This window comes from Brevundimonas sp. M1A4_2e, from assembly GCF_053345555.1.
The window spans coordinates 275966-290670 of record NZ_JBKFAI010000002.1; the positions used below are offsets into that span (position 1 = coordinate 275966).

The 14705-nt window shown below is 65.8% G+C and carries 7 protein-coding genes; 3 read left to right on the plus strand and 4 right to left on the minus strand.

Annotated elements, in window-relative coordinates; all coding sequences use genetic code 11:
- Positions 1 to 64 precede the first annotated feature (64 nt).
- Together ACLBV5_RS05955 and ACLBV5_RS05960 are read right to left on the minus strand one after the other, a co-directional pair.
- Entirely contained in the window at positions 65 to 1000 is a 936-nt protein-coding gene (locus ACLBV5_RS05955) for a DUF4238 domain-containing protein (RefSeq protein WP_447605099.1), read from the minus strand.
- A gap of 54 nt (positions 1001 to 1054) precedes the next feature.
- Positions 1055 to 1936 (minus strand): hypothetical protein, encoded by an 882-nt coding sequence (locus ACLBV5_RS05960; RefSeq protein ID WP_447605100.1) that lies wholly within the window; start codon positions 1934 to 1936, stop codon positions 1055 to 1057.
- 728 nt (positions 1937 to 2664) lie between these two features.
- Here ACLBV5_RS05960 and ACLBV5_RS05965 point away from each other — a divergent pair.
- The 3 genes from ACLBV5_RS05965 to ACLBV5_RS05975 all read left to right on the plus strand — a co-directional run bounded on the left by ACLBV5_RS05965 (position 2665) and on the right by ACLBV5_RS05975 (position 10799).
- Positions 2665 to 7743, plus strand: a complete 5079-nt coding sequence (locus ACLBV5_RS05965) for a hypothetical protein (RefSeq protein ID WP_447605101.1) — start codon at positions 2665 to 2667, stop codon at positions 7741 to 7743.
- Positions 7744 to 7917: 174 nt separating this feature from the next.
- A complete protein-coding gene (locus tag ACLBV5_RS05970) occupies positions 7918 to 8940 on the plus strand; it encodes an IS110 family transposase (RefSeq protein ID WP_278069491.1) in 1023 nt (340 codons plus the stop codon).
- A gap of 542 nt (positions 8941 to 9482) precedes the next feature.
- A complete protein-coding gene (locus ACLBV5_RS05975; RefSeq protein WP_447605220.1) occupies positions 9483 to 10799 on the plus strand; it encodes a DUF5690 family protein in 1317 nt (438 codons plus the stop codon).
- A 10-nt stretch (positions 10800 to 10809) separates the two neighbouring features.
- Here ACLBV5_RS05975 and ACLBV5_RS05980 read toward each other — a convergent pair whose 3' ends face one another.
- Together ACLBV5_RS05980 and ACLBV5_RS05985 are read right to left on the minus strand one after the other, a co-directional pair.
- Entirely contained in the window at positions 10810 to 11577 is a 768-nt protein-coding gene (locus ACLBV5_RS05980) for a UTRA domain-containing protein (RefSeq protein WP_447605102.1), read from the minus strand.
- Positions 11578 to 11715: 138 nt separating this feature from the next.
- Positions 11716 to 14553, minus strand: a complete 2838-nt coding sequence (locus ACLBV5_RS05985; RefSeq protein WP_447605103.1) for a TonB-dependent receptor — start codon at positions 14551 to 14553, stop codon at positions 11716 to 11718.
- Positions 14554 to 14705 lie beyond the last annotated feature (152 nt).

Below are 14705 nucleotides of genomic sequence, written 5' to 3' on the forward strand. Positions count from 1 at the left end.
GCGCGGGGCAGCCTCACACAATCGGCAAGGACAGGGCAGAGGTGCGGGGCTGGCCGGCGCCGTCTCAGCCGGGGGCGAGGCGACGACGGAAGACGATCTTGCGGTCGTCCTGTTCCACGAGGTCATAGGGTGCCCAGGTCATCGCGGCTACGAGCGCTTCGCGACCAGTGATTAGGTGGCGGATCATCGGGAAGAAGGCGAACTGCCCGAGATACTGTTGATTGTAGCCTTGGGCTTCGAGGGCGGAGATTTCACGGTTGCCGAAATGGCCGTCGAAATCACCGAGGGCGAGCACGGCCAAGGTGTGGGGATCCAGCGGCAGGACGAAAGTGAAAGGCGTTATCCCGGGCAGGTTCAGCGCCAGCGCGGGGTGCTCCGGCGCGGTCACCGCTAGAACCGGCGTCGTGGCCGTCCGCAATGGGATCGGAGACCGGAAGATCGAGATGCCGCAGCTTTCGAACTCGCGAACCGTCCATTCCAGCGTGGACGCCATCGCGTTCATATAGGCGTCAGGGCTGCGCCGGATCGCGGCGTACATGCGCCGCTCCTCATCGGTGAACGGGATTTCGCTGTCCGGCGAAGCGGCCATGTGTGACAGGCGACGCACGGTGTCGCGTGCGTGCGGCGTGCGGGACTGAAGGTGGCGGATCAGGGCGTAGAGGACCGGTCGATCGGTCCGGTCCAGAGCCTCGGTCCTGCCGCTGGAGATCTTGCGCCAAGTTTCGCTTGAAGACAGCGGTGTCTCCAGACGCCAGTTGATCCGGGCTTCCACGGAAACGGGGACCCCGTTCCGCTCATGAACATAGAGGTCCTGTTCATAACCCAAGCCCCGGATCGACCGTACGGACCAGACGGCGAGATGGCCGTTCTTGGCCACGGTCGCGATCTTCCGCCGCTCCGCGTCGCTCGCGAAATTCCTCAGATAGAACTGCGGGACGTAATGATGATCGCGCGGCTCCTGTTTCTTCACTTTTCCCTCGCCGACCGCGTTTAACCGCATCCGTGTCGTCCGAATGGCGCCGGATCGATCACCAAGTCTTACCGCCAAGGCCCGTCAGTAGTCTCGAGGCCCGTAGCCGGCTTCCGCCCAAAGGGCGGCTTCACGTTCCGCCGCGAGCGTTTCGAGGGGGACCTCCAACTCGCGGAAATCCAAATCGTACATCGGCAATTGCCAGCGATGCAGCAGCAGTTGGGCCTGATCGTCCGTCGCCGTGTCGGGCACGAGGCCGGCCGCGAGCATGCGTTCGAGGACGGCCCGGGTCAGCCGGGTCGCCTCCTCGGCCCCCTCGCCGTCGACGAAGTCCAGCGCGCTCCATTCCTCGCTCACGATCTCAAGGCTCGCACGTGCGAACAGGCCCAGATCCCTCAGCGCGCGGGCCAACAGCAGAGCGGGAGGCTCGAACCGCGACCAAGCCGAGGTGAGGGCGGCGGGCCTATTCCAGCTGAGCGCCCCCTGCTCGTCGCTTTCGATGTCCGCATATAGTGCGGACTCGCGAAAATAGGTGCTCCAGTTCGGTACGATATATTCGCCGACATAGCCTTCCAGACTGTGCGACTTGCGGGCGCTGTCCACATAGGTGCGCAACTCCTTGACCGTGGAAGGCCGCCAGGCCTGGGCGTCGGCGTAGATCAGCCGCCCGAGGTGGCCATAGAAGGTGCGCACGATCGATCCGCACCGCTTTCCCGTCAATCGCCGGGGACATCGCGCCAGATCCAAGAGGATGAGAACCTTTGCCGCCTCCTCGAGGGCGAAGCCGTCAAGGACCGAGGCCTCCCGACGGCGCCCCTGTTCATCCAGCATGATCGCGGCGGCGCGGAAGCCTTCGGCGCTGTCAAGAATGATCGGGAGGCCTTCGGCGACTATATCTAGGCGCGCCGAATGGGTGACATTGCATAGCCCCCACGCGCGCCGGTTGCCGAATGCGCCTTGAGCCATGATCCTGATCCCTTCCCCCCGCAACCGCTGCGGCATAAGCTTAGGGGTGGATGATGAGCGCGAGCAAACGACTTCTGTTCGGGAACAATTCGATCGACGCACCGGTCAGGTCCCGCATACGCGCCGAAGCCGGCGTCTTCCTCGCGCCCTTCGTCCACCGCTTGCCGCTGAGGCGTCGCAATCCGGTCGGGCTCCCCTATTGGGATCCGTTCTGGTCGCTCGCCATCGAGGAGGCCGTCCAGTCGATCGGGGCGGAATGCGGCGCGGTGAACGGGGGCTTCTGTTCAAGACCGCGGAGCTGCGCGCCCAGGTTCTGACGATGGCTGAAGAGGCTACCCGCGCCTGTGCGCCCGGTTTAGGCCGCGATAATCTCACGCCGCCGCACGATCTCGCGCCTCAGAGCTTGGCGACGCGCGCTCCGACAACCTCCCCGTCCACTTGGATAGGCAAATGGCGACCGGTCGCGGGGAGGAGCAGTCCTGGACATGAAATCGGCGACGCATCTGGGTATGGTCGATGCATGACCGACGTTGGCCGAATCGAAGCTGTTCTCGAAACCGTCGATGAGACCCGCGCTCAGAGCGGGTGGCTGCGCGCGATTTGGCCCCTTCGGCGCGAGGCCGGCGAGGAGCCCGGCTAGATTGGCGCGGTCCGGACAAGCCAGAGCCCCGCGTAGGCCGGCCTCGAACCGATCCACCAGCGGCTGGGGTTACAGCTATGAAGACCTGGTGGCTGCCGCATTCTTGGCCGGGACCTTGGTCGGCGAAAGGCCGCTGGGCTTGAAGGTGGCAACGCGGTCGATCCACTTCCAGACCCGCGCGAGCGGCTGGTTCGTCGACGATCTCCTGATCACGACGGTCGAGGGCGAGCACGCCGCCCTGTCGTGCAAGAGCGGCGTCAACGTCGGTCGCGACCGGCTCCCCGCCGAGTTCGTCACCGATGTGCGCGCCCAATGGGCCGAGCCCGGCCCGTTCGATCGTGCGAGGGATCTCCTCGTCCACGTCTCGCAGCGCGCCCACGCCGACTTCATCGCCGCCTGGAGCGACCTCCGGGCCTGGCGAAGCGCGGACGATCCGGACTTCACCCTCGCCCGCATCCGGGCCGAAGCCCGTCCGTATAGCCTCCTGAAAAGCTTGTCGGAGGAAGGCGCGACAGCCCCGGGGATCCTGTCTGATGGGTCACTTCTCGAGAGGCTCGAGCGGATCGATGTCACCCAGCTCGATCTCCTGCAGGCCAACTCCCGCGATCGCGCGGCGGCGGTGCTCAAATGCCAGCAGGCCCTTGTCGATGGCCGTCCGGCGGAGGCCGAACGCCTCTGGACCGCGCTGGTCGATCGGGCGCGGGCCGCACGCCTGGGGACCGGTATCCTGCGGGTCGATGAGGTCTGGCGCGGGCTGGCCGTCGACTTCGTGCTTCGGGACCATCCGGACCGGGTCGCGGACTGGTCGAGGCTGGAGGCGCTGAGCCGCGATCAGCGGGACGCCTGCGAAACGACCCTGCCCCTCGGCCTGACCCTGCCGAGAGACGCGCTCGCCTTGAAGGTCGCAGAGGCGCTGACCGGCGACCGGGATCTGCATGTCTACGGCGACTCCGGGGCCGGCAAGTCCGCCCTGGTCAAGTCGACGCTCGATCAACGGCTCCCAGACCGGCGTCAGATTTGGCTGGGATCCGAAACCCTCGCCGACCTGCTGACCGAGGCCGGCCGGGCGGCGCGCGGACTGCGCACGCCTCTCGCGGATCTCCTGAAGACGAGCGCCTCGCCCGCGAATGTCCTCGTGCTCGATGCGGTGGAGAAGCTGGACGGCGGCCGCCTCCCGGCCCTCCAGCGCGTGCTGGACGACCTGACGGCCGACGCCGCCTGGCGCGTCATCCTCATCACCCAGGCGGACGGCGACGCCCTGACGCGACGCTCCGTCATGGGCCGGCGTGACCCAGTCGTCGTGGAGGTCGAACCCCTCAAGGTGCAGGACGTGCAGAGCCTCCTGACGACCCGGCGCGAGTTCGGATGGCTGTCGTCCGACCCGTCCCTTCTCGTCGCCCTGACCAATCCGCGCGTACTCGGCTGGGTGATCGAGGCCGGCGCGACCGCTCCTCCCGGCGCTTTCGTCTCCCACACCGCCGTCGCGGATCATCTCTGGCGGCGGTGGACGGCGGGCCGGGTCGCCATCCAAGGCTTGGTCATCCGCCTCGCCGAGCGCGAAGCCGAGTTCGAGCGCAGTTTCGCACTGAGCGCCATGGCGGCCCACGACCAGCAGGCGCTCGAGCAGACGCCCGCCCTCCTGCCGCTGCTGCGCGGACCGGACAACCGCTATCGCTTCGGCCACGACCTCGTCGCTGACTGGGCCCGCTTTCAGAAGCTGAAGGAAGAGGCCGAGCAGCTCGACCACTGGGCGACGCTCGCCGCCCATCCGATGTGGGTCAATGCGCTTCGGCTCATGGCCCAGGATCTGCTGCGGCGTCCGCGGGACGACCGGAGCGCTTGGGATGTGATGCTCGAGGCTGCCGAAGCAGCGGGTCAGACGGCCGCCGTCGACGTGCTTCTGGACGCTCTGGCGCTGGATCCTCACGCCGATCGCTTCCTTGAGGAGCGAGCCGAGACGCTGCTGGCGGATGACGGCAAGCGCTTGAACCGCCTGTTGCGGCGGTTCCATCACGTGGCCACGACCGCGGCGGCGCCGGCGTCCGCGGCCATCGAGCCGGCGGTCCGACTCTATATGGAGGCCCGCTACCGCCGGCCGATAATCGGACGCTGGGATCCGGTCGCGCGCTTCCTTGAGGCCCATTCCGAGGCCATCGCCAGCTTGATGTCGCCCGCGGCGACCACGGTCTGCCAGACTTGGCTGACCGCCACGCCCCTGACCTACGGGGAGGGGCAAGCCTTTCCCTATCGCCAATCCCTCGCTCGTCTCGCCCTAGCCTCGGCGCGCGAGGTCCAGATCGCCAAGACGGCCAATGTCATCTTCGCCGAAGGGGGTGCGCGCGAGCTATTCCAGGCGGCCCTCAAGGGGGCGGAAGACATCCCCGATGAAGTGGCCGCCTGGGTGCTGGAAATGGCGGAGCGGCGACCGGCGTCCGACGCCGTCGTCCGAGGCGTCGCGGTGCGACGGCGTCGTCGCTGGCAGGAGACCAAGGCCCGCATGCGGGCCGACCCCGTCTTCAAGCAGGAGAGGCTCGACCGACGAGGTCATCGGGCCGAACGGTTTCCGTTCTTGCTGGAACGCGACCTTCCGCCCTGGCCGCTGGGCGCCTCAGGCCGGATCGATCATGATTTCAGACGGGTCTGCGTCCGGGATGGCGGACTGACCGGCCTCATGAGGAGCCGCCCCGAAGCGGCGGCGGAGGCGCTTCTGGCGCTGCTCATCGAAGACCAGCCGCGCGAACGGTCGGACCGGTCGGGCCTGACCGAGCGCTGGGGCCTCGAATACGAAGCCGATGACGGACCGCTTCCGCCCCCGCTCCGCAGCCCATTCTTCGCCTTCCTGATGATCGCGCCGGAGGTGGCCCTGGAGGCCGCGATTCGGCTGATCGACTTCTGCATGGAGCGATGGACGGAAGAGCAGCGCCGCTTCGAGGAGGGCGTCCCGGAGCCCGTCACGATCGACTTCGACGGGGAGGCGCGGGCCTACCCCGGCGATTTCGAGGTCCTGCAATGGAGCGGGGGAGAGGGCGCGGGGCAGCTCAGCAATCTTTTCGCCGCGCTCGAGAAATGGCTGTGCGTCCGCCTGGAGCAGAATGAGGACATCAGCCCCGTGCTGGACTCCCTTCTGAAAGACGGCCGGTCGGTGGCCTTTCTCGCCCTGGCGCTCAACGTCGGCAAATTCAGACCGAATCTCTTCCGGGGCGCCCTGCGCCCGCTCTTAGGCGACCCCCGAATCTATATGTGGGATCGCCACCGGGGGGCGCAGAATCCGTTTTCCCTGGATGGTTTGCGACTGATGATGTTCGGCGCGGAGGCGCACGACGCCTGCCGCGACTGGGCGACGGCGGCCTATCGGCTCGAGCCCCTGACGACGGTGGCCGTCGGCGAAGCCCGGGTCGACCCTATCTTCGCCGCCTGGCTAGCGGCCCGCGCCTCGAGCTGGGAGCGTCCGGACGACGCCAAAGCCGGCCTCGAACTGGACTGGCTGAAGGCCGCGGTGGATCCCGCCCACTATGCAGTCTCCGCGGAAGGGGGGCTGGAGTTTCTCCTGCCCAAGACGATCAGCGACCGCATCGACGCGCATAACACCCAGGTATCGGAGGATCAGAACCGACGGTTCCTCGTGGGGCATCTCGCCGATGCGCTCAAGAACGGCGGGCCGATCCGTGGTGAGGACGCCGTTTGGGCGGCCGGCCTGATGCGGGACGCGCCGGATGACGACGCCGAGCAGCGGGCGATCAATCTGGCGTGCGCCGGGGTCCTTCTCGCCCTCGCGCCGGACTGGACCGGGGCCCGGCCCGAGCTTCGGGGGCGATGCATCGGCCTCATCCGGCGGCGGGCCCTCGATATCCCCGTCGCCTGGGAAACCATGCACGCCTCCGGGCTAACCTATGCGCCGGAGCTCGAGATCGCGGCCTGGACGGTCGCCCGGCTATGGTCGGCGAACCCGGATAAGGACGATTGGGAGGAGAGCCTTCTCGCGCTCGCCCTCGGCGGAGGCGCCGCCGCGGGCGTGGTGGTGGGGGTCGCCTGCCGTCACCGCCAGCAGCTGGGGGAACGTTGGTCGCGGTTGCTGCAGATACTGTCCTGGCGGGTCGCCCTCTCCGGGCTCGCCCCCATGTTCGGCGGCGATGCGCCCCTGACGACGCTATGGGAGCGCCGCATGCGCTGGCTCCGCGCCCGGTCGCTCGACGCGCCCCCGGCCGAGGTCCACTTCTCGGACCTCCAAACTCGCGTGGCCCGCCTAGACCAGGATCGTCGTCGCCGTCGATCGCGGCCCAATCGGTGGCGGGACGGCGAGCCGCCGAGGCGGCCGCTTTTCAACGACCACCTCCTCGAGATGTATTTCGGCTGGGTCGCCGAGGTCGGCGAGAGCGAAGAGGAGATCGCCCTGCTGCAGCGCTGCTGGGGCTACGCCCTGGAGCGGCAGAAGACCAAGGGTGACGACCGCAGCTACGCCTATCCGCTCAATTTCGAGCGACGGGTGATCGAGCGGCTGGCGATCCTGTCGGTGACCCGCACAGACGGACTAAGGTTCGCGGCCTTCGTTCTCGAGGCCGGCCCGCCGGCTCGACACGCCATCGGCCTGTTCATGAGCCATCTGTTCTTCAAGATTGAGGAGCTGGATCCAACGCGCTTCGTGGCGGTGTGGCGTCACGCGATCGACTACGGCCTGACCGCACCCCCGTGGTCGGAGGAGGGCCGCTGGTACGACCGGGAGGCTCTGTTGCGGCAGGTGCTCGGGTTCGAACTGCCCACGATGCTGGCCAAGCTTCCCGATCTGGACCGGCACATGACCGGCATGGCCGACCTGTATCGCCGCTGGGCCGACGGTCACCTTGCCGGTCGCGGTGAGAACCTCGCCGGTCTGGCCCGCTTTCTCGCCAGCCGACCGGGCGCCGTTCTTCGCGCGGACGGGGTGCTCTGGATCACGGCGGCGATCCCGACGGAGCACGGCCTGGGGTACTGGAGCCGGCACGACAATGTCGGCGAGGCCCTGGCCGAGATGATCGACGTCGTCATCGTCAGCCTGGGCGATCGAATCCGGACCGACCGGGTCTTCCGCGAGGCGGTCGTCGCTATCGTGGGCGAGCTGATCAAGCGACAGATCGAGGTCGGCCTCGTCCTGCGCGAGCGCCTCAAGGCCCTCGATGAGGGGGGCGCATGATCGAACAGTCGCCTCGGCCTTCAGATTGCAGACTCATGGAACGATCCTCTCCTCTTCCGATCGACGCTGGGGATGTCCGCTTTCCGCAGGTGGCCTAGTGTCCGCTCATGATGCTGTGGACGGCTCTCCAACCCACCGGCGGCGTTAGGCCTCCGGCAGAGCTGGAGGAGAGCCATGGGACAGGTAGCCACGATTGGTTTGGACATCGCGAAGTCGGTGTTTCAGGTGCACGGCGTCGATGCTGAGGGCGGCGTCATCATTCGACAGAAGCTGACGCGAGCGCGGCTGCTGAAGTTCTTCGAAAAGCTGTCCCCCTGTCTGATCGGGATCGAAGCCTGCGGAACGGCGCATCACTGGGCCCGCGAACTGATTGGCCTGGGCCACGACGTGCGGCTGATGCCGCCGAGCTATGTGAAGCCCTATGTGAAGCGCCAGAAGAACGACATGGCCGACGCAGAGGCGATCTGCGAGGCGGTCACCCGGCCGACCATGCGCTTCGTGCCGGTGAAGTCGCCAGAGCAGCAGAGCGTAATGGTGCTGCATCGGACCCGGTCGATTCTGATCCGGCAGCGTATCCAGATCTCCAACGCGATTCGCAGCCATATGGCGGAGTTCGGCCTGGCGGCCGCGGTCGGCAGGCAGGGATTGCACTCGCTGATCGAGGTGGTCCACGACCCCGCTGACAAGCGTGTTCCAGTCGAGGCGAAGGGGTGTCTCGCCATGCTCGCCGCGCAGCTGCGGCTGGTGAACGAGCAGGTCCTAGAGACCGATCGACTGATCCGGACCAACGCCCGATCGACCGAGGTCGGGCGCCGGCTGATGGAGATCCCCGGCGTAGGCCCGCTGCTGGCCAGCGCTCTGGTCGGCACGATCGCCGATCCAAGGGCCTTCAAAACCGGTCGCAATCTCGCGGCCTGGATCGGCCTCGTTCCGAAGCAGAACTCTAGCGGCGGCAAGGAGCGGCTCGGCGGGATCACGAAGCAGGGAGATCGATACCTGCGACAGATGCTGGTCGTCGGCGCCTTGGCGGTCGTGCGCTACGCGGTGCGAAACGGCACACGTCGGCCGTGGTTGGTGCAACTGCTCGCGCGACGAACGCCGAAGGTTGCAGCCGTCGCTCTCGCCAACAAGACCGCGCGAATGGTCTGGGCGATCATGACTTCGGGCGAGCGCTACAGGGAGCCGCTGGCGGCATAGAGACAGGTCGAGGCTTAGCGCGGAGACCGACGAACTTGGGAAGGGCGGACAGGATGTAATGCGACAGCCGGTCGAAACCGGAAGGCGGGAAAACCCACTTGCGCCAGAGCGCCTCGAGCGCGTGCTTTTGGTCGGGACCCGGCTTCGCGGAAGGCATTATGGCCAGCGGTCACGCGTACCGCACCAACAGGTCGAACACATGGCCGCACCGACCAGGCTCAGCAGAACGTCAGATCAACCCTTGCCAACGGGGAGCCGTCCACACATGGCGCTTTGCGAGGGCTGAACCTGACTCAACGCGGAAGCACGGTTGGTCCGCTTCAGGGAAGAGGCGTGTAAGCGGAAAGGCATTATGGCTGCGACTGCGCCGTCGATCCCTCGTCTGGGAGACGATGCACCCAAGTCTACATGGAATCATCGAAATCTGGCGACCATGCCGGAGAGGAAGAAAGGAGATCAGGAGAGCGCGTCTCCTCTCTGTCATTAAGCTGCATTGTAATTGGTCTAGTCCAGATTTCTCATTGAGGCGTGGGGATGTGGACATGCAAGCGCTGGCGCAGAAATTAAAAAACGCGGGACCAATTGGTTTTTCCCTGTTTGCCGGTCTAGCCGGCTTCTGCGCCTATTTCTCCATGTACGCCTTCCGCAAGCCGTTCTCGGCGGCGACTTTCGAAGGGGTTGAAGGCTGGGCCTTCGTACTGGATTACAAGGTCGCCCTCGTGATCGCTCAGGTCATCGGCTACGCCCTGTCGAAATGGATCGGCGTCAAGGTGATCGCCGAGGCGGACGGTCAAGGACGCGGCCGGGCCATCCTGATGTTGATTGGCGCCTCATGGCTGGCGCTGGTCGCTTTCGCCCTGATCCCGGCGCCGTGGAATGTGGCGGCTCTGTTCTTCAACGGCCTGCCGCTGGGTCTGATTTGGGGGCTGGTGTTCGCCTATATGGAAGGGCGGCGCGTGTCCGACGTTCTGGGCGCTGTGTTGTGCGCCAGCTTCATCTTGTCGTCAGGCGTGGTGAAGGCGGTCGGCAAGCTGCTGCTTCAGGCGGGGGTCAGCGACCTGTGGATGCCGGCCGCGGCGGGTGCGGTCTTCATGCCCCTGTTGTTGCTCTCGGTCTGGGGGCTGACGCAACTGCCGGGCCCCAGCGCAGACGACGAGCGCGAACGTGTGCGCCGCGCGCCGATGAACAAGGATGAGCGGCGACGTTTCCTGGCCGATTACGGCCTGGGAATGGCCGCATTGATCGCGGCCTATGTGTTGTTCACCGCCTTTCGGGATTTCCGCGACAACTTTTCAGCCGAGGTCTGGAAAGCTGTCGGGTACGGCGATGCGGCGGGCGTCTTCGCCGCCAGCGAATTGCCTGTGGCGGTCATCGTCCTGATTGTTCTGGGCAGTCTGATCCTGATCCGCGACAACCGGCGCGCGCTGATGGTCATGCATGGGGTGGTGATCGCGGGCGCGGCGTTGATCGGTCTGTCGACCCTGGCCTTTCAGGCGGAGCTGGTGTCGGCGCTGACGTGGATGATCCTGAGCGGAGCGGGCCTCTACATGGCCTACACCCCGTTCAACGCCATGCTGTTTGACCGGATGCTGGCGGCCACGCGCAGGATCGGGACGGCGGGCTTCCTGATCTATGTGGCCGACGCCTCCGGCTATGTCGGCAGCGTGCTGCTGCTGCTCTATCGCAGCTTCGCGGCGCCGCAGCTGGATTGGCTGCAGTTCTTCATCGGCGCGGCCTACGCCTCAGCGACGGCCAGCTTGGTGCTGACTCTGGCGTCGGCGCTCTATTTCGGGCGCAAGCTGGGGCGGAAGCATCAGTCGCCGACGATACAGGCCGCGCCGGACGCCGCCGCATCTTGAACGCTGGACGTTAGGGCGTGACATCCAGATCGACCTTCACGCGCAGCGCGTCGTGACGCCAGTATTCGTGGTCGTATTCGACGATGCGCCCGGCCGCGTCGAAGCTGGCGCGGATCACCAGAAGGCCCGGCGTGCCTGACTTCACGCCCAGAGCCTCAGCCTCTTCTTGGATCAGCGCGCAGGGCTGCATCTCGACCCGGTTGCGCGTCACCGCCAGCCGATAACGGCTCTTGAGAATCTGCGTCAGTGAGCCGTCCAGATCATGCGCCAGCAAATCCGGCGCCCGCTCCGCCTCGACATAGATGCGTTCGACCAGCACCGGTCGCCCGTCGATCAGGCGGCGTCGCCGGATCAGGTGCACCGACGCGCCCAGCGGCAGGCCCATGGCCTTGGCGACCCCGTCCTGGGCTTCGACAGAGGCGGTCGACAAAGTCTCAGTCGCGGGCTGGCGGCCCTGTTCAGACACATAGGTCATGAAGCCGGCCCAGCGGGTTGGATCATAGGTCACAGGTTCGGGCGAGACGTACCAGCCGCTGCGATCGCGGCGGAAGATCATCCCCTCGGACTCCAGCTGGAACAGGGCTTCGCGGATCGTGCCGCGCGCTACGCCTAGACCATCCTGAAGCTGGCGTTCCGACGGCAGCTTGGCGCCTGGCTTCAGCGCGCCGCTGTGGATCTGGCGGGCGATATGATCGCGGGCCACCAGATAGCGGCCCCGATCGCCGGCAGGCGTTTCGGTCGGTGAATTCCACCAGGCAGACGCAGGGGCGGCGGACATGAAAGCTCGTCGGCTGAGAAGTCGTTGACGCCTTATCGCGTCTTCGCGTCCCGGCGTCGATCCTCTGCGCCGCCCGTAATGAAAACGGCGGCGACCCTTTCGGATCGCCGCCGCCAGGACATCGGACCGCTGATGGCCTCAGTAGCTGTAGCTCATGCGGAACAGGAAGGTCCGGCCCGGCTCCATATAGTCCTTCATGTAGCTGGGGCTTTCACCCTTGGTCGTATAGTAGCGGTGGCCGTCCAGAATGTTCTGCACGTCGAAATCGACCGCCAGTTGTTCGTTGACGTGGTAGCGCGAGTGGAAGTCCAGCGTTTTGGTCGGCTGCACCCATTTGTCGACGGCGTTGTCGCGCAGATCCTCAATGTACTCGCCCTGATAGTTGTAGGACAGGCGCGCTTCGAAGCCGTACTTCTGATAGGTCAGCGAGGCGTTGTACATCAGGTCCGGCGCACCGACGAAGGAGATCGGACGCCCCTTGCGATAGTCCAGGCCCGTCTCGCCCTCGCTGGTCTGCAAGGTCAGATTGCCCTCGAAGCCGAAGCCGTCCAGCGGCGCGGCTAGGCCGTCGAAGCTCTTGATGAAGTTGAGTTCGACCCCGGCGATTTCGGCGGTGTCGCCGTTCTTGGGCTGGGTGATTTCGATGAAGCCCTCGGTCGTGGTGGCGTCGACCTGACTGCCGTTGGTGAAGATGAAGTTGTCGATCTTCTTGTAGAAGACGCCTGCCGACAGGACGCTGCTGCGGTCAGGATAAAACTCGGCCGACAGGTCCAGATTCAGCGCTTCCGCCGGTTTCAGGTCCGGGTTGCCGCGGCTGATGGCCAGAATCTCGTTTGTCACCGGATCGCGCGTCACCGATTGCCCGCCCGAGATGTAGCCGTACTCGGGCCGCGAGAAGCTGGTCCAAAGGGCGGCGCGATAGACCCACTGCTCGTTTGGACGCCAGGTCGCCGTCACGCTGGGCAGGAAGACGCCGTAGTCTGCGTCGCTGGCATCGAACCCGCTGGCGTCGCCGTCGTCCGACCAGAAGGTGTTCTTGACGTCGGTCTGTTCATAGCGGCCGCCCGCGATGACCTGCAGGTCGCCCCAGCGCAGCTGCGCCAGAGCATAGGCGGCGTAGATGGTCTCCTGCCCCTGTTTGTCGTCCTGGCTCAGGCGTTCATAGGACATGGAGGACGGGGTGGCGGCCTCGGCCGCGCGGATGGCGGCGATCACCCGTTCGCGGTTGAAGATGGCGCCGTAGTAGTATCGGCCGCCCAGGATGCGATCGACCTCGCGTTCAATCAGGCCGGAGGCAGCCATGGACAGACCGTCCAACGCCGTGCCGGAGAAGTCGCCGTCCCAGATCGGGCTGCTGTCGTACTCACGTTCTGATTTCAGGTATTTGGCGCCGAAGCGGATCTGTTCCAGCGGGCCGCGATCGACCTGGTAGCGAGCGTCGATCTTGAAGGCGAGGCGGTCGTCCTTCTGACGCGAACGGCTGTGGCCTGCGCCGTCCAGCGGCAGCAGCGACGGGTCGCGTTCGACATGGGCGGCGAAGGCGGGCAGTTGCGGCATGGGGAAGCGTCCATCGTAGGACGACCACAGCAGGCCAGTTTCGTTCAACGGCGCAACGCAAGCGTCGCAGTTGTAGCCGATGGAGTAGTTGTCGGGGTTTTCGCGCTCGCCGAAGCTGTAGCTCAGGTCGTAACTCAGCTCGAGCGCGTTCAGCCGGCTGACGCCGCCCAGATTAACGGTGGCCAGGGTCTGGTTCTCGTCGGAAATGTCCATGTTGCGCGAGAACTGGAACGCTTGCGGATCCCACACGCCCGAGCGGCCGTGCAGGGACCAGTAGGATTTCCGGGTCCGGTCCGCATCGGTGATGCGGCCGTCGCCGTCGGCGTCGATGATTTGGCCCGTCGTATAGCCGTAAACGGCGCCCAGGCTTGCGTCCTGGCCGATGATCATTTTTTCCGGCGCTGACAGGCTGCGGTCTTCGTCGTTCACCTGTACCAGACGCATGGTCGGGCGACTGCGATAGTCGGTCCAGTCATTGGTTGAGGCGCGCTCGAAACGGTTGTACTGGCCACGCAGGTATAGGTCGTGATCGGCGCCGCGATAGTCGAAGGAAACGTTGCCGCCATAACGCTCCTGTTCGTTGCGGCGGTAGTCCAGGTCGATGCCCGGCAGGTACATGGAGCGTTCGTCGATCGCTTCTTCAGCGTTCTTGCGCCAGATGTAGGGCTCCCATTCGCCGTCGTTCTCGGTCTCTTCAGTAACGCCGTTCGAACGGCCGTAGTTGACTGAGGCGAAGACGCCGAAACGCTCGTCCTTCAGGCGACGGCCGAAGTCGGCCTGCAGCAAATAATTGTCCGAGGCTTCGCCCTGATCCTTGGCGCGGTCGTTGAAGCCGTAGCTGGCGAACAGGCGCGCCACCGGGGCGTTGGAGTCAAAGGCGTTGGGCGTGCGGAAGTCGATCGATCCGCCGATGGCGTCGCCGTCCATGTCGGGCGTTAGCGTCTTGGAGACGGAAATCGCCTGCAGACCGTTGGGCGGCAGGACGGTCATCGACATCTTGCGGCTGTCGGTATCGGTCAAAGCCACGCGCACGCCGTTGATCGAATAGGCGTTGAAGGTGCCGGCGAAGCCCCGGACGGTGACGTATTCGCCTTCGCCCGTCGTCTGGTTGACGATGACGTTGACGCCCGGCAGGCGCGCCAGGGCGTCGGCGACGTTGGCGTCGGGCAGCTTGCCCATATCATCAGCCGACAGGACGTTGACCACGCCATCGGCGCGACGCTGGGCCGAGATGGCGTTGGCGGTGCCCAGGCGTTGGCCAGTCACCACCACCTCGCCGACGACGGTCGGCTGGGCTTGGTCTTCTTCAGAGGCAGCGGCGATCGCCGTGCCTGCAACGGCCCAGGTCAATGCTAGGGCGCTGGCGCCTGCGATGCGGTTCGCCGTGCGCGATGCGACGGCGGCGGAATGAAACGACATTGGTGATCCCCACCCAGAGTCCAGGAGTTTTGGCTGGGAGAGGGCGCTTCTCGGGCCGTCCCCCGTCCGCATCGGCGGACGAGGGCGGGGTAGCCGCAAGCCAAACTGGTGTAAACCAGTTGCTTTGATCTACACAAAACATTCATAGTTAG